The 17450-nt window shown below is 38.2% G+C and carries 14 protein-coding genes, 1 pseudogene and 1 other annotated feature; of the genes and pseudogenes, 14 read left to right on the forward strand and 1 reads right to left on the reverse strand.

What is annotated here, in order from left to right; genetic code table 11:
- Positions 1-153 precede the first annotated feature (153 nt).
- Both RG571_RS09745 and RG571_RS09750 read left to right on the forward strand, forming a co-directional pair.
- Positions 154-987, forward strand: a complete 834-nt coding sequence (locus RG571_RS09745; RefSeq protein ID WP_002287963.1) for a fructosamine kinase family protein — start codon at positions 154-156, stop codon at positions 985-987.
- A gap of 15 nt (positions 988-1002) precedes the next feature.
- The gene (locus tag RG571_RS09750) at positions 1003-1740 is read left to right on the forward strand and encodes an acyl-ACP thioesterase domain-containing protein (RefSeq protein WP_002287962.1); all 738 of its coding nucleotides are present in this window, start codon (positions 1003-1005) and stop codon (positions 1738-1740) included.
- 150 nt (positions 1741-1890) lie between these two features.
- On the opposite strand, the gene RG571_RS09755 is transcribed toward RG571_RS09750, so the two are convergent.
- Positions 1891-2859: an asparaginase gene (locus RG571_RS09755; protein WP_002298855.1), complete on the reverse strand. Its 969-nt coding sequence runs from the start codon at positions 2857-2859 to the stop codon at positions 1891-1893.
- Between the two features lie 231 nt (positions 2860-3090).
- On the opposite strand from RG571_RS09755, the gene RG571_RS09760 reads away from it, so the two are divergent.
- From RG571_RS09760 to RG571_RS09815, 12 genes and pseudogenes are all read left to right on the forward strand, one after another.
- The gene (locus tag RG571_RS09760; RefSeq protein ID WP_002307060.1) at positions 3091-3924 is read left to right on the forward strand and encodes a DUF72 domain-containing protein; all 834 of its coding nucleotides are present in this window, start codon (positions 3091-3093) and stop codon (positions 3922-3924) included.
- A 33-nt stretch (positions 3925-3957) separates the two neighbouring features.
- Positions 3958-4797 carry a Cof-type HAD-IIB family hydrolase gene (locus tag RG571_RS09765; RefSeq protein WP_002294078.1) on the forward strand — a complete coding sequence of 280 codons (840 nt, stop codon included), beginning with the start codon at positions 3958-3960 and terminating at the stop codon, positions 4795-4797.
- A gap of 25 nt (positions 4798-4822) precedes the next feature.
- Positions 4823-5383, forward strand: coding sequence for a haloacid dehalogenase (locus RG571_RS09770; RefSeq protein WP_002298858.1), 561 nt, complete (start codon positions 4823-4825; stop codon positions 5381-5383).
- A 198-nt stretch (positions 5384-5581) separates the two neighbouring features.
- On the forward strand, positions 5582-7303 hold the full coding sequence (locus tag RG571_RS09775; protein ID WP_308947503.1) for a septation ring formation regulator EzrA: 1722 nt from the start codon (positions 5582-5584) through the stop codon (positions 7301-7303).
- Positions 7304-7467: 164 nt separating this feature from the next.
- Positions 7468-8610 carry a cysteine desulfurase family protein gene (locus tag RG571_RS09780; protein WP_002294077.1) on the forward strand — a complete coding sequence of 381 codons (1143 nt, stop codon included), beginning with the start codon at positions 7468-7470 and terminating at the stop codon, positions 8608-8610.
- 15 nt (positions 8611-8625) lie between these two features.
- Positions 8626-9837, forward strand: a complete 1212-nt coding sequence (thiI, locus tag RG571_RS09785; protein WP_002287955.1) for a tRNA uracil 4-sulfurtransferase ThiI — start codon at positions 8626-8628, stop codon at positions 9835-9837.
- A gap of 495 nt (positions 9838-10332) precedes the next feature.
- Positions 10333-10980: a redox-sensing transcriptional repressor Rex gene (locus RG571_RS09790; RefSeq protein ID WP_002287954.1), complete on the forward strand. Its 648-nt coding sequence runs from the start codon at positions 10333-10335 to the stop codon at positions 10978-10980.
- Between the two features lie 128 nt (positions 10981-11108).
- Positions 11109-11325, forward strand: a binding site (T-box leader).
- 47 nt (positions 11326-11372) lie between these two features.
- Complete coding sequence (locus RG571_RS09795; RefSeq protein WP_002339587.1) at positions 11373-14018, forward strand: valine--tRNA ligase; 2646 nt, start codon at positions 11373-11375, stop codon at positions 14016-14018.
- Between the two features lie 309 nt (positions 14019-14327).
- On the forward strand, positions 14328-15641 hold the full coding sequence (locus tag RG571_RS09800; protein ID WP_258430268.1) for a folylpolyglutamate synthase/dihydrofolate synthase family protein: 1314 nt from the start codon (positions 14328-14330) through the stop codon (positions 15639-15641).
- Complete coding sequence (locus tag RG571_RS09805; RefSeq protein ID WP_002339589.1) at positions 15631-16284, forward strand: HAD family phosphatase; 654 nt, start codon at positions 15631-15633, stop codon at positions 16282-16284. The genes RG571_RS09800 and RG571_RS09805 overlap by 11 nt, the downstream gene beginning before the upstream one ends.
- Positions 16285-16338: 54 nt before the next feature.
- Positions 16339-17031 (forward strand): annotated as a pseudogene (gene radC, locus RG571_RS09810) (DNA repair protein RadC).
- A gap of 149 nt (positions 17032-17180) precedes the next feature.
- The gene (locus RG571_RS09815; protein ID WP_002294067.1) at positions 17181-17381 is read left to right on the forward strand and encodes a cold-shock protein; all 201 of its coding nucleotides are present in this window, start codon (positions 17181-17183) and stop codon (positions 17379-17381) included.
- The last annotated feature ends 69 nt before the right edge of the window (positions 17382-17450 follow it).

Genomic DNA, 17450 nt, shown 5'->3' on the forward strand with positions numbered 1-17450 from the left:
TAAGCCAGCTCTTTTTATCTTTAAAGTCCATTCCCTGTTTTTTATGGTCCCTGTGCTATAATTCTAAATAAAGGATAAGGATTGGAAATAATCCTTTTATCATTAAAAATATGATGACGAAGTAGAATAAAATTGGGAGTAGGGGGGAAAGTCATGGATATCCAAACTGTTTTATCTGATCTGAAATTAAATGGTAAAGTGATTCCAGTTGTTGGTGGCGATGTTAATCAGACCTATCGTATAAAAACCGAACATCGTGCTTATTTTTTAAAAATCCATCCGAATGTAAAAAAAGGATTTTTTGAAGCAGAAGTAGACGGATTAAAAGAACTGTCAGCATTCGTACGTGTACCGGATACGTATATGCTAGGTGAAACAAGTGAAGGCGCTTATTTGTTAATGGAATGGATCGAGCCGGGAAAAGGGGATCAACGAGATCTTGCTGCAGCTTTAGCTAATCTCCATCAGCAAACAGCGCCACAATTTGGTTTTCGTAAAGATAACTATTTGGGTACACTTGTTCAGAAAAATTCTTTTGAAGAAGATTGGTGGACTTTTTTCTTTAAAGATCGGCTTGAATCCCAGATTTCTTTGGCAGAAGAAACGAATCGATGGAATGTACAGCGTCAAGAAAAGTATCTGCGATTTAAAGAACGTGTATTGAAATCGGTTGAACCAAAAAAGATCACTCCACGCCTCTTGCACGGAGACCTGTGGAGTGGTAATGTGTTCTTTGACCAGCAAGGGCATCCAGTTTTTGTCGACCCAGCTGTTTCTTATGGGAATCGGGAACAAGATATTGCAATGAGCCAGTTATTCGGTGGTTTCCGACCGGAATTTTTAGATGCTTATCAAACTATATTTCCATTAGAAAAGGGATGGAAAGACCGACTGCCGATTTACCAGTTATATTATCTTTTGGCACATTTGAATATGTTTGGAGAAAGTTACGGTTCCCAAGTAGATCAATTACTAGAAAATTTTTAAGAGGAGGGCGTGTTTTTGGCAAAAAAATATACCAAAAAGCATGAAGTTTCATATTATGAGTGTGACATCAACCAAACGATGACATTTCCTTCGATGTTAGGAGTAGTTATCAAAACGTCTGAAGATCAAAGCGACCAGTTGGGAAGAGGCAGTGAATTCGTCAATAGCTTTGGACTTACTTGGGTCATCACGAATTATTCCATGGAGATTAATCGTCTCCCTAGAGTCGGTGAAGTAATCTCAGTAACGACTCAAGCCATGGAGTACAATAAGTTTTTCTGTTATCGGAACTTCTGGATCCATGATGAAGATGGGAAAGAATTAGTCAAAATAGAATCTGTTTTCGTATTGATGGATTTTGTGAATCGAAAAATGAGCAGTGTTAATGAAGAGATCATTGCTCCTTTTGAGAGTGAGAAGATCAAGAAAATCAAGCGTCAGGAAAAAATTGAAAAGATTGATTCGGGCTTCATGTTGCCATATCGTGTTCGTTTTTATGATATCGATAGTAATCAGCATGTTAATAATGCGATGTATTTTAATTGGATCATTGACGTATTAGGATATGACTTTTTGACTACGCATGTTCCAGAAAAAGTAATTATTCGATTTGATAAAGAAGTAGAGTACGGGAATGAGATCGAAAGCCATTTTGAACAAATCCCTATCGAAAATGGTGTCAAAACAAAACATGAAATCCGAATGCAGGAACAGCTGTATTGTGAAGCAAATATTATATGGAAAAATAAATAAAAAAGAGGTTGTGACAGAAGGAGTCAGCTTCAAGAATAAGAAGAAATTTACGAAAATTGTTTCTCAAATTTTTGTAAATTTTCGACTTAGTTTTCGAAGAAGCTATTTTTGTCACAGCCTCTCTTTTTAAGTTTAGCTATTAGATATTGTTTAGTTTTGGATAAACGAAATCAATTCTTCACCCGACAAACCATAGTTTACAGCAATCAATAGTTTTAAACGTGCTTTTTGACTATTAATACTGTTACAGAAAATAATCCCCATTTTTTCTAGTTCTTTTCCCCCGCCTTCATAATCATAAACAGGCTCAGCTATTCCATTGAAACAACGAGAAACAAGTACTACAGGGATTTTTTGGACAAGAAGCTTTTCCAAAGCAGCTAAGGCTTGTGGAGGGAGATTCCCCGCACCTAAAGCTTCGATTACCAAACCGTCTACTTTCGTATGGGCGATGGCTTCCAATAAGTCCCCTTGCATCCCAGCATATGCTTTAACGATCGGGATAGTCCCATCTACAGCGGAAATGTCCAGTCGCTTTGTTTCTAAAAGTTCCTGCAAGAATAAAATTCGATTCTTAGTTACTAAGCCGATGGGACCCAATGTAGGTGTTCGGAAAGTAGCAACATTTGTGGTATGGGTCTTTGTCACGTAGCGTGCAGAATGGATCTCATCGTTCATGACCACCAAAACCCCCTTATCTAGCGCTTCTTCACAACTTGCGACACGAATCGCACTTTCAAAATTATAAAGGCCGTCACTTCCAAGTTCATTACTTGAACGCATTGCCCCAGTCAAAACAATTGGTAATTTGTCGCCAATCGTTGTATCAAGAAAAAAAGCAGTTTCTTCTAATGTATCTGTACCGTGTGTGATCACCACTCCGGATATACCTGATGCATAAGCGGACAAGATACGTTCTTTTAATACCAACATGTGAGAAGGCATGATGTGTGGTGAGGGAAGATTGAAGATATCTTCAACTAATAATTCTACATGCTTGGGGATTGTGATTTCTGCATCTAATAATGGGTTTGCCACATCAGGACTAACACCGCCCGTGAGCATGTTTTCTTTCATGGCGATCGTTCCGCCGGTGTGTAGTACAAGTATTTTTTTCATTTTACAGACTTCCTTACGAATAATTTTGCATAGCCGTTAAATCTTATTGTATACTATATAAAAGAGTTTTGCTATCAGTGAAGAATAACGAATAGCCTAACTTATCATAAAAAAGCTGACCTTATTAAAATGGAAAAGACTCAACCTTGACCTCCTAATACAATGGAGTATCTGGTTGAGTTTCTTTTACAAGAAAGCAGCCAAGGAAATCAATCACGAAGGTGGCCGGAAATGATCAGAATCGGATTAACATCGTTTAAAGAACATGACAAATTAACTGGTAAAAAGAATAACACTCTTTATGAATATGCAGGGTTTCTACCCTTAGTGGAATTAGATACTGCCTATTATGGAATTCCCCGAAAGTCCTCAGTTGAGAATTGGATAAATGAAGTACCTGAATCATTTCGCTTTGTAGTCAAAGTCTATCAAGGAATCAGCGGTCAAGGAGACTGGAAGCCTTATTATCAGACCGAAGAAGAGATGATTGCGCATTTTTTAGATGTTATGTCGCCGATGGTAGATGCTGGAAAGATGTTTTGCTTTTTAGTCCAATTCCCCTCATCATTCAAATGTACGAAAGAAAATGTCCAGTACTTGCGCAAACTTAGAAAGTGGTTTGAGGGTTATCCTGTTTCTATAGAATTGCGGGATTATTCTTGGTACAGCGATGAATTTCTTGAACGTACAAGAAACTTTATGTCTAAAGCCGCTTTTTCTTTAGCCATCATCGATGAGCCACAGTTGCTGAATACAACGATTCCTTTTGATCCATTTGTCACCAATCCGAACTTTGCTCTTTTTCGATTCCATGGTAGGAATGCGCAAGGATGGCAAGCAAATGATAAAGAGTGGCGTAAAAAAAGAACGTTATATCGTTATTCAGAAAAAGAACTGCAAGAACTAGCACATGAAGTCAAAGTAGTTGATTCTAAGACAAAAGAGGTAGGTGTGATTTTTAATAACAATTCTGGTGGTGATGCGGCTGAAAATGCATTAGCACTGCAAAAAATATTAAATATCAAGCCAGATGGACTCAATCCAACCCAAATGGATCTGTTTTAAGGGCTTATTTTATTCAAGAAAGGGGCGAAGTCTATGATCAAAGCTATTTTTTTTGATATTGACGGAACATTGGTCACCAATCGTTCAAAAGCGTTGGAATCAACAAAACAAGCAATTGAATATGCTCGGAAAAACGGCATTTTATGCGGTGTAGCAACGGGGCGCAGCCCAGTAAAGATCAAAGAAATCATTGATGAATTGGAATTAGATATGTATGTCGTGTATAATGGTCAACTTGTTTTTACTGCAGATCGCACGATTATCGACCACCCTTTTGAACAAAAAGTATTGGAACATATTGTTGAATTTGCAGATGAGAACCATCGACAAATCGTTTTTGGTGCGAGAAATCGGTTAGATGGATCAACGACGATGCTATTAGGACAATCGATTTTTATCAAGCGACTAGTCAGCTTTTTACCGCGTAAATTCCCGGTACGTCTGATGAAAAAAATCCTCCAGGTTTTTAGCCCTCACCGACAAAAGGATCGTTATGAAACGTTAGAGATATTAAAAGAACCAATTTATCAATGTATATTGCTCAGTCCGGAGTCAGAACAGAAAAAGTTAGAACATCGCTTTCCCGAGTGTACGTTTCAGCGTTCAAATACGTATACTGTAGATATCATCCCAAAAGGTGGTTCAAAATTACTAGGTATCCAAGCTTTCGCAAATGCTGTCGGAATTGAAATGGAAGAAATTATGGCATTCGGCGATCATTACAATGATATCGAGATGCTGAAAGGTGTAGGAATTGGAGTGGCCATGGGGAATGCTCAGATCGAAGTAAAACATGCTGCAGACTTTGTGACTCAATCAAATGAAGAAGATGGGATATACGAAGGACTGAAACACTTCGGTCTGATTTATTAGTCAATGAAAGAAGGAAAAAATCAGTATGGAAGCAGAGACACCTTTTCAAAAAGTAGAAACATTCCACAAAACTTTTGATCCAAGAAGACCAGAGATACCCACGGCTTTTACAGAAAACGAAGCTCATACACGTGCTGCGTTCAAAATAGAAGAACTTGTTGAATTTGTTGCAGCTACTTCACCTAATAAAGAACAACTTCATGAAGCTGTTATGCTGCTGCACGAAGCATTAGATAAAGCAGAAGAAAAAATACTTGGTAAAACACAGTGGGGAAGTGATCCGCTGATTGAACAAGTAGATGCACTGACAGATATCCTTTACTTTACTTATGGTTCTTTTTCATTACTAGGAATAGTGCCTGATCGAATATTCGAAATCGTCCATCAGGCAAATATGGGGAAATTATTTCCAGATGGAAAACCTCATTATGACCCTGTAACAAATAAAGTGTTGAAACCTGAAAACTGGCAGATGGAATATGCTCCAGAACCTAAAATCGCGGCAGAAATCCAACGTCAGATTCAAGAAGCGATTGCTAAGAAAAAATCCGCTGATATAGGCATGTGCACAAATGAAAAAGAGTGATCAGAGTTTCACTATTTTTGTTATCTTTATACGATGGAAAAACAAAAGATTTTCGTTTAAGTTAGTGAATGCATGAAAATAGTATGCTATAATCTAGAATAGATGTCTTTTGCACGAGAGACGTATTATTTGGATTTATGCCAAGCAGAACGCCATCTGTTGCATAAAAGATGCATACTGAAAACGGAGGAACCATAAATGGGAAATAATGTTATCATCGGAATCGTCATTGCAATCATTATAGTCGCCATTGTCGTCTTTTTGGTTAGTTACTTGATGAAGAAAAAAAACCAAGATCGATTGGATGCCTTAGAAAAACGCAAGGAAGAATTATTTGACTTGCCAGTGATTGAAGAAGTCGATGATGTTAAAAAAATGCATCTGGTTGGGCAAAGCCAAAATACCTTTCGTGAATGGAGTCAAAAATGGAATGACATATCTACTTCCTCGTTCGCTGAACTAGAAAGTCAAATTTTCGAAGTGGAAAACCTCAATGAAAGTTTTCGGTTCTTAAAAGGAAAAAAAGCAGTTGTTGAAGCAGAAGCTACAATGGACCAAATGGAGAAACAAGTGACGGAAATCCGTGAAGGTCTAAAGGAATTGCGGGAAACGGAAGAACGCAACTCACTAGCTGTTCAGCAGGCACTTGACGTCTATGAAGAACTGAAAGAAAAAGTCAGAGAAGACGAGCATGAATACGGACCAGCTCTTTTTGAATTGCAAAAACAGATCAAAGTGATCGAAAAAGAATTTACGCAGTTTGTGACTTTAAACACTTCTGGAGACCCTGTTGAAGCCCGCGAGGTTTTGGATAAAGCAGAAAAACATACGTATGAAGTGGAAGCTCTGATGAAAAAAATTCCACCGCTGTATGAGGAGCTCCATACCACTTTCCCTGAACAACTTGAAGAAATCAGTGATACTTACGAGAAATTGATGGAAGAACAATATGTATTCCCAGAAGAAGATCTTGCTGAAGATATCGCAAAAGTAAGTCGAAGAATTGAAAATTCATTAGCCAATCTTGAAAAAACAGAAGTTGAAACGGTCGAATTTGAAAACCGTGAAACAGCTGATTTGATTGATTCGTTATATGATATCTTAGAACGGGAAATGGAAGCTCAGAGATATGTAAAAACTAACCAATCAACGATTGCAGAGTATATCAAACATACAACAAAGAATAACCGTCAATTATTGATTGAGCTGGATCACACATCTCAAAGCTATACATTGAACCACAATGAAATTGGCCGTGTACGAGGTTTCCAAACCGAAGTGGAAGAAATGGAACGTCAAAATGAACAGATGATTCTACAGATCCGTCAACACGAAATTCCTTATTCAGAAGTGCGCACGTTCTATAAAACAGTCTTCAAAGTCTTAGAAGATATCGAAAAGCAACAAGTAGAGATCGACGACTCATTACATGAATTGAGAAAAGGCGAAAAAGAAGCGCAAGAAAAGATCGATACATTCGAATTCAAATTGCGCAGTTTGAAACGTTTTGTAGAAAAACAACGTTTGCCTGGCTTGCCGAATGATTACCTAGAATTCTTTTTTGTTGCTACTGACCGTATTGAAGAACTAAGTGTTGTCTTGAATAAAATTCGAGTAAACATGGAAGAGGTCAATCGTTTAGTTGCTCTATGTGAAGAAGATCTAGAATTATTAGATAAGAAGACACATGATTTAGTAGATGCAGCAGCATTAACGGAGCAAATGCTCCAATATGCAAATCGTTATCGTCATACACACGAAGAAGTGAGAGAAGCAATTGATAAAAGCTACTATTTATTCAATAAAGAATATCACTATCAAGAAGCATTAGACGAAATCGGTACAGCATTAGAGCGAGTAGAACCAGGTGCTTTCAAACGCATCGAAGATTTTTATTTTAATCATCCAGACTTAGTATAAAGCAAAAAAGTTAGTAAACCAGCAAGAGCAAGACGGATTATTGTCTTGTTCTTGTCTTTTTTTGTATATTTGAAAATTGAAACAAGTGAAAATTTCACCTGCTCTTGAAAGCACCTTGGACAACCGTTATAATAGAAAAGAATTTCAAGAAAGAGGGGTTTCTTATGATATATTTTGATAACAGTGCAACAACCCCAATCTTTCCGCAAAGCTTAGATGCATATGTAAAAACCAGTCAGCGGATTATTGGGAATCCATCAAGCTTGCATGATTTAGGCAATCAAGCTAACCGGTTGTTGCAGCAAGCAAGAAAGCAGATCGCTGATTTGATCCATGTAGAACCAGAAGAAATCTATTTTACTTCAGGCGGAACAGAAGGAGATAACTGGGTATTAAAAGGAACGATGATCGAAAAAAGAGAATATGGGAATCATATGATCATTTCAGGAGTCGAACATCCGGCCGTCAGCGAGACAGCAGAACAATTAAAAGAATTAGGAATCGAAGTAAGTATCGCCCCAGTGGATAAACGCGGATTTGTACGTGTCGACGAATTGAAAGAATTAATAAGAAAAGAGACAGTATTAGTCTCTGTTATGGCTGTGAATAATGAAGTAGGATCGATTCAGCCCATCCAGGAAATCAGTGATCTTTTGGATGATTTTCCTAAAATTCATTTCCATGTAGATGCTGTTCAGGCGATTGGAAAAGTACCATTCTCGCAATGGTTGACAGAAAGAGTTGATTTTGCAACATTTTCAGCTCACAAATTCCATGGCCCACGGGGAACTGGTTTCATTTATTGGAAAAAGGGTCGTCGTTTAGCACCATTACTGACAGGTGGAGGACAGGAAAGGAATCAGCGAAGTGGGACAGAAAATGTTCCAGGGATTGTGGCTATGGCTAAAGCTTTACGTTTATCATTAGAGATAAAGGAACAAAAACCTGAGCAGACACAACGCTTAAAAGTAGCTCTAATCAATGCGTTGAAGACGTATGAGAAAGTGACGATTTTTTCAGAAGGAACTGACTATGCACCGCATATTTTATGTTTTGCTCTAAAAGGAATTCGCGGCGAAGTTCTCGTCCATGCCTTAGAAGAAAAACAAATATTTGTTTCTACTACTAGTGCCTGCTCCTCACGTAAACATATGGCAAGCAGTACATTGCACGCAATGCATGTACCAAATGATCTGGCTACATCTGCTGTTCGAATCAGCTTAGATGAAAACAATTCGCTTGCAGAAGTCGAGCAATTTATGATTATTTTCAAGCAGCTTTATAAGAAATTTTCTGCAATCAATTAAAAGAGGAGTGTTCTTGTGAAATACAGTGAAATTATGGTCCGTTATGGGGAACTTTCGACAAAAGGAAAGAATCGAAAAAGCTTTATCATGCAACTAGCACAAAATGTCAGACAAGCTTTGAAAGACTTTCCAGAAATCAAAATCCATGCTGATCGGGACCGGATGCATCTTTTATTGAATGGCGCAGACGGGCAGCTAGTTATTCCAAAACTAGCAAAAATATTTGGGATCCAAAATTTTTCTCCAAGTATTCGTGTAGAAAAAGATGTCGAAGTTTTAAAACAAGCTGTTCAAGACATCATGAAAGAAATTTATACTGGGAAAGAAACATTTAAAATTATCGCTAAAAGAAGCGATCACCAATTTGAATTGACAAGTAATGAATTGAATCAAACATTAGGTAATGCTGTTTTTGATATTTTCCCGCATATCCAAGTTCAAATGCGTCAACCAGATATTCCATTACGTGTAGAGATTCGGCGTGATGGCGCTTATCTATCGTATGAAACGATCAAGGGAGCTGGAGGATTGCCCGTAGGAACAAGCGGAAAAGGAATGCTTATGCTTTCTGGGGGGATTGATTCTCCTGTAGCAGGGTACTTTGCCATGAAGCGGGGAGTGGAAATTGAAGCTGTTCATTTTGCTAGTCCGCCGTATACAAGTGAACAAGCACTGCAAAAAGCAAAAGATCTAACAGCCAAACTAGCACCTTATGTGGGAACGATCCATTTTATCGAAGTGCCATTTACCGAGATTCAAGAAGAAATCAAAAAGTCAGTGCCACAAGGATATTGGATGACAATTACTCGTCGAATGATGTTGCGTTTGACCGATGAAATTCGCCGTATTCGTCATGGTTTAGTCATTTTGAATGGTGAATCATTAGGTCAAGTGGCTTCACAAACTTTGCAAAGTATGGTGGCTATCAATGAAGTAACGAATACGCCAATCATTCGGCCTGTAGCGACAATGGATAAACTTGAAATCATTGAAGTAGCAGAACAGATCGATACATTTAATCTTTCTATCCAGCCTTTTGAAGATTGCTGTACGATTTTTGCTCCTCCACAGCCAAAAACACGCCCTCAACTGGAAAAGGTCCATCAATATGAAGAGCGTTTAGCAATAGATGAAATGATCCAACGAGCACTAGCTGGCTTGAAGATGGAAGAGATACAAGCAGAATCGTCTAATGAAAAAACTGAAGAATTTTCAGAATTGCTATAAGAGGTTATGAAAATAGTGTTTTGACCAGAGTATTAGAGAAACAAAACGAAAAAATAGCTCCATGTATTTTACCGTTTTTGAACTAATGTCGAAGATTAGCTGATTGAATACCATTTATCAAGAAGTTATGGAAAAGCCGGTTCTTTTTTACTAACTGAAAAATAAAATTTTATTTAGAGATCAAGCTACAGTTGATAAATGATATAAAAAAGAGAATTTCCCATGAAATAGCGAGGTTGTGACAGAAGTGGGCAGCTTCAAGAAATAAGAAGGAATTTACGAAAATTGCTTTTCAAATTTTTGTGAAATTTCGGCTTATTTCCGAAGAAGTTACTTCTGGAACACCGTTTATTCGGAAAAAGGAACTGCGACAAGACTTTTGTCACAGTTCCGTTTTATTTGTCTCACACCCTTTTCCTTCCTACTTGTAACCTTGCTCCCGGGTTAGAAACATGTTACACTAAATATGTGAAATTATTAACAAGGAGCGTCGTTATGAGAGAAAAAACAGATACACTGCCAAAAGCAACTGCGAAAAGATTACCTTTATATTTACGCTACTTGAAGATGCTGGATGACTCAGGCATAAGTAGAATCAAATCAAATGAGTTTAGCGAAATCACCCAAATTCCTTCTGCAACGATCCGCAGAGACTTCTCGCAATTAGGCGAGCTAGGCAGAAGCGGATATGGCTATGATGTCCCTTTCCTTATCGATGTATTCAATAATATCCTTAATACTAAAGAAGAAAAACGAATCGCATTAGTAGGATATGGAAATCTTGGCAAAGCATTGAAACACAACAATTTTAGAAGAAATGAAAATCTAAATATCGTGTGCGTCTTTGATAATGATCCAGCACTGATCAATCGAGTAATTGATGGAGAAATGATCTATCCGATTGATCGTTTCGCGGAGATAGCCAAAGCAAAAAATGTGACAGTAGCAATCTCTACGGTACCAAGTAAATATTCACAATCTGCTATTGATGAAATTGTCAAAGGAAATGTAACCGCTATACTTAATTTTGCGCCTGACAGAGTAACTGTCCCAGCTTATGTCAATGTTCAATATATTGATTTGACAACCGAGTTGCAGACGCTTATTTACTTTGATGAGAATTACTCAGAAGTTTTTTCTTAGGAAAATTTGAGTAGGCTTATTGATCTTGCGAGAACTCGTCGTAATTCTTTCAAAAATTTTTTAGTACTAAATGAAGTGGTTTTTTCACGACCACTTGTTGACTAAAAAAAAAAACCATTGTAGAATGAAGCATAACGCTGAACAAGAGGAGTAACTGGCACATTCATTCTTAGAGAGAGAACTATCTGCTGAAAGGTTCTCAATGACAACCAGTGAAGGTAGCTTGGGAGTTTCTGTCTTGAATGGAGTAGAGATAGACGAGTCGTGATCGTTAACTCACTTGAGAGGCAATAATGATTGATTATTGCAATTTAGGTGGTACCGCGTAAATCATACGTCCTAGAATACGAAAGTATTTTAGGACGTTTTTTAGTTTAAAGGAGGAAAACAGCATGACGGAAGAAAATAACCTATCAACAAAATATAATCCGCAAGAAGTTGAAGCTGGACGTTATCAGCATTGGTTAGAACAAGATTTGTTTAAACCGAGCGGAGATAAAAAAGCAAAACCTTATTCAATCGTAATCCCGCCCCCAAATGTTACTGGAAAACTTCATTTAGGGCATGCTTGGGATACGACCTTGCAAGATATGCTGATTCGTCAAAAGAGAATGCAAGGATATGATACTTTATGGCTGCCTGGTATGGACCATGCAGGAATCGCGACACAAGCAAAAGTAGAAGCGAAGCTTAGAGAGCAAGGTATTTCTCGTTATGATCTAGGTCGTGAAAAGTTCATCGATCAAGTGTGGGAATGGAAAGAAGAGTATGCGAGCCACATCCGCGAACAGTGGGCTAAAATGGGCTTATCTTTAGATTACAGTAGGGAACGTTTTACATTAGATGATGGATTATCTGAAGCAGTACGTAAAGTTTTTGTTACCTTATACGAAAAAGGTTTGATTTATCGTGGTGAATATATCATCAACTGGGATCCTCAAGCACGAACAGCTCTATCTGATATCGAAGTTATTCATAAAGATATCGAAGGCGCCTTTTATCATATGAGCTATGAACTAGCAGATGGATCAGGCGTAGTAGAAATTGCGACAACCCGTCCAGAAACGATGTTGGGAGATACGGCGATTGCTGTTCATCCAGAAGACGAGCGTTATCAAGCGCTCATCGGCAAAAAAGTGATTCTACCTTTAGTCAATAAAGAAATCCCAATCATTGCAGATGAATATGTAGATATGGAATTCGGGACAGGTGTAGTAAAAATCACTCCAGCACATGATCCAAACGACTTTGAGGTAGGTAATCGTCATGATCTTCCACGCGTAAATGTTATGGATGATGATGGTACGATGAATGAACTAGCAGGAAAATATGCTGGAATGGATCGTTTTGCTGCTCGTAAAGCAATCGTGCAAGATCTGAAAGAAATCGGTCGATTGATTAAAATCGATACGATGATCCACAGTGTGGGTCATTCCGAGCGGACAGGTGTCGTTGTTGAACCTCGGCTGTCTACTCAATGGTTTGTAAAAATGGCGCCGTTAGCGAAAAAAGCCATTGATAACCAAGAAACAGATCAAGCAGTGGAATTCTTCCCTCCAAGATTCAATCAAACGTTTTTACGTTGGATGGAAAATGTCCATGATTGGGTAATCTCACGACAATTATGGTGGGGACATCAAATTCCTGCATGGTATCACAAAGAAACAGGCGAAATGTATGTAGGGATGGAAGCACCAGCGGATAGTGAAAACTGGGTACAAGATCCTGATGTTTTAGACACTTGGTTTAGTTCAGCTTTGTGGCCTTTCTCAACAATGGGCTGGCCAAATACGGAAAGCGAAGATTATAAGCGATACTTCCCTACTAGCACTTTAGTAACCGGTTATGACATCATTTTCTTCTGGGTAAGCAGAATGATTTTCCAAAGCTTGGAATTTACTGGCGAACGTCCATTTGAGAATGTCTTGATTCATGGATTGAGCCGTGACGAACAAGGGCGGAAGATGAGTAAATCATTAGGTAATGGAATCGATCCGATGGAAGTAATCGAAAAGTATGGAGCAGATGCTCTCCGCTGGTTCTTATCGAATGGTTCTGCACCAGGACAAGATGTCCGCTTCAGCTATGAAAAAATGGATGCTTCTTGGAACTTTATCAACAAAATCTGGAATGCTTCACGTTTCGTTATCATGAATATCGAAGGAATGACCGTAGAAGAGATCGATTTATCTGGAGAAAAATCAGTGGCTGACCGGTGGATCCTTACTCGTTTGAATGAAACGATCGAACGAGTAACTGAGCTATTTGATCGTTTTGAATTTGGTGAAGCAGGTCGACAACTGTATAACTTTATCTGGGATGATTTTTGTGACTGGTACATCGAAATGAGTAAAGAAGTACTTTATGGAGATGATGCTGTTTCAAAACAAACCACCCGTAGCATCTTAGTTCATACACTTGATCAGATCCTACGTTTATTGCATCCAATCATGCCATTCGTTACAGAAGAAATATGGGAACATATTCCTCATCAGGGAAATTCTCTAGTAGTGGCAGAATATCCTGTTGTACGTCCAGAGTTTGATGATGAAACAGCTTCTAAAGGGATGGAAGTATTGAAAGAATTGATTCGAGCCGTTCGAAATATTCGTTCAGAAGTGAATACACCATTGTCTAAACCAATTACATTGCTAATTAAAACAAACGATGCTAAAATCGATCAATTTTTAGTTGAAAATACAAGCTATATCGAACGCTTCTGTAATCCCGAAGAGTTGACGATATCAAGTGAGATCACTGCGCCAGATCTAGCGATGTCAGCTGTTCTGACAGGTGCAGAAATCTTCTTGCCGTTAGCAGGATTGATCAATATTGAAGAAGAAATCAAACGATTAGAAAAAGAACTGGAAAAGTGGACAAGCGAAGTAAAACGTGTCCAAGGAAAACTTTCTAATGAACGTTTTGTTTCTAACGCGCCGGAAGAAGTAGTAGAGGCAGAGCGTGCAAAAGAAAAAGATTATTTAGAGAAGCAAACGGCTGTCAAAGAACGAATCGAAAGTTTGCGTACTATTCAATAAGAATAGAAAAAGAGAGTGTGAAATCAGCTAGCTATTACTAAAAGCTAGCTGATTGAACATCGTTACAGGAAAGAGTTTGAGCCTCACTCTTAGCTTCGATTCATAAGGAGATGTGACATAAATTTTGTCACATCTCTTTTTTAGTCTACTCTTATTATGTAGGAGAAGGAGGGAGATGGATCATGTATCAAGAGTCAATAAAGTAGTTGATAAAATCGTTCCTCTCTCTGTTTCTTTTCTCTTTGTCATACTTTTATTTTTCTTATGTGTTCTATTTGTTATAATAAAAGAGAAATGGGGGAATTGTTGATGACGATTGAAGAAGCAATAGAATGGATCCATAGTCGATTACCATTTGGTTCACGTCCTAGCCTTGACCGAGTCGAAGCTTTATTAGAAGTGGTAGGGCATCCAGAGAGAAAAGTAAAAACGATCCATATCGCTGGAACAAACGGAAAAGGTTCTACTGTAGCTTATTTGAGAAGCCTATTAGAAGAGGCTGGGCTGACAGTAGGTACATTTACTTCACCTTATATCGAAACGTTCAATGAACGGATCGCAATCAATGGCAAAAGCATCCCAGACAATGATTTGATCCAGCTTGTAAAAAAATATCAGCCACTGATCAAACAACTTGATCAATTTGAAGCAGTAGCTGGTATTACTGAATTCGAGACATTAACAGCAATGGCATTTGATTATTTTTTGATGAAGAAAGTGGACGTAGCGATTATCGAAGTTGGATTAGGCGGCTTATTGGATTCTACCAATGTAGCTGTACCAATGCTGACGGGAATAACAACGATTGGACTTGATCATACCGAAATACTTGGAGATACAATTGAAGAAATCGCTGCACAAAAAGCTGGAATCATCAAACAAGGCGTTCCAGTAGTAACAGGAAATATTGCCCCAGAAGCTTTTACTGTCATCCAACAAACAGCTAAAGCAAAAAATGCACCGCTTTATGTATACGGGGAAAATTATAAAATAAACTATCTGCATCCTGATGAGATGTGGGGAGAAGTATTTGAATTTTTTAATGAAATAGGAAAGATCCTTCAATTAACCACTCCGCTTTTAGGGCAACATCAAGCTGAAAATGCAGGAGTAGCCATCGAATTGTATTTTGTTTACTGTCAATTGGAAAAGCTGCCTTTCCGAGAAAAAGATGTTTTGAAGGGATTGAAGAAATCTCGATGGCCAGGAAGAATGGAGCGTTTGAGTAACGAGCCATTAGTTGTTTTAGATGGTGCCCATAATACGCATGCAATGAACCGGCTTGTTGAGAATTTGAAAAAAGAATTCAAAGGATATCAAATCAACATTTTGTTTTCCGCCTTACGAACTAAAAATGTTAGAGAAATGCTAGAACGATTGCAGCAAGTACCAAATGTCCATATTTATTTGACGACCTTTGAACATCCAAAAGCCATCGAATTAAGTGAAGTATCAGATTTAGCAAGTGAGAGAGTATCAATCGTTTCATTGTGGCAATTCGGATTAGCAGATATATTGGAAAAGATGACAAATGAAGACGTATTAGTTGTGACCGGTTCACTTTATTTCATTTCAGAAGTTCGCCATTTATTAATACAATTAGGAGGAGATCATGAAGTATAATGCAGTGATTTTTGACATGGATGGTTTGCTGTTCGACACAGAGTTAGTGTATTACGAAGCCACACAAGTAGTAGCAGACAAGATGGGTTTTCCTTATGATAAAGACCTGTATTTAAAATTCTTAGGTGTTTCAGATGAAGAAGTATGGGCGAATTATCATATGGTTTTCTCGGAATTTGGCAAAACAAGTGTACAAAGATTCATAGATGATTCATACCAGGAAACGCTTGAACGTTTTTCGCAAGGAGCGGTACAAATGAAGCCCGGTGTGTTGGAACTCCTCTCTTTTTTAGAAGAACATCAGATTCCCAAAGTTGTCGCTTCCAGTAACCAACGAGCAGTCATTGAACTTTTATTGAAGAAGAACAATCTGTTTGAACGATTTGAGACGATTGTTTCTGCAGAAAATGTTCAACGAGCAAAACCAGACCCAGAAATTTTCTTGTTAGCTAATCAGAAGCTAGGTACAGCGAAGAAAGAAACATTGATTTTAGAAGATTCACAAAATGGTATTTTAGCAGCTTCTGCGGCTGAGATCCCGGTAGTCATGGTACCAGATCTGCTTCCACCATCCCAAGAATTGATCAAAAAAACAGCTGGGGTTGTTTCTTCTTTACATGAAATCCCTGCATTGTTAAAATAAAAATCCATCTCTTTTCGTATCTTATTTTAGATAAGATAGAAAGGAGATGTTTTTTTGGGAAAACGATTGATCAAAGAAGTACCTACTAGCTCTTTACCAAGGGAACGTATGGAAATTTATGGCGCTGAAGCTTTATAGGATCAGGAGCTTTTGGCAATCTTACTGCGTACCGGTCAACACCCTTATAGTGTGATGTCGATTGCTGGAAATCTGTTAAAAACGTTTGGAGGACTGGCCTCTTTACGACAGGCTACTTTGCATGAGTTAGAAGAGATTCGAGGGATAGGACGCGTGAAAGCAATCGAAATCAAAGCCTTGATCGAATTAGGTCGACGAATTCAGACGGATCATGAAAGAGCGGCTCCACCGGTTCGTACCAGCTACGAATTGGCCCAGCAATTGATTCTGGAAATGAAAGATCACAAACAAGAACATTTGGTTTGTATTTATTTGGACACGAAGAATCAAGTGATCTTAAAAAAAACAGTGTTCATCGGTTCGCTGAATCAGTCAGTCGCTCATCCTAGAGAAATTTTCCATTATGCTGTACGTTATTGTGCAGCAAGGATCGTTTTAGCGCATAATCATCCTTCTGGTAATGTTATTCCATCGCAGCAGGATATGAATTTTACCAAAAGGATACAAAAGTGTGGAGAAATGATGGGGATCACTGTACTGGACCACTTGATCATCGGACGCAAACGATATTTTAGTTTGAGAGAAGAAGGAATGATGGAAGAGAAGTAAGTTGCTTTCTTGCAAAAAAAATGAAGCAAGTGTACAATTATATTGTAATTTTGTTTGGGAATAGAAGTTGAAACATCTGTTGCACCTCTATCGTACACGAGCAATGTTACAATTTAAATTAGTGCTTTTGGCACGAGGAGGATATTATTATGGAAAACGGAACAGTAAAATGGTTCAACGCTGAAAAAGGATTTGGATTTATCTCACGTGAAGATGGAAGCGACGTATTCGTTCACTTCTCAGCTATCCAAGGTGACGGATTCAAAACATTAGAAGAAGGTCAAGCAGTGACTTTCGACGTTGAAGAATCAGACCGCGGCCCACAAGCTGCAAACGTTGTAAAAGCTTAATTTTATCTGTAAATCAAATTGATGGTAGACATCAATTTTTACGAGAGAACAAAGCGAGTAACAAAAATA

Origin of the sequence: Enterococcus sp. FR204 (assembly GCF_031143325.1) — a bacterium.
GTDB classification, from domain to species: Bacteria; Bacillota; Bacilli; order Lactobacillales; family Enterococcaceae; genus Enterococcus_B; species Enterococcus_B faecium.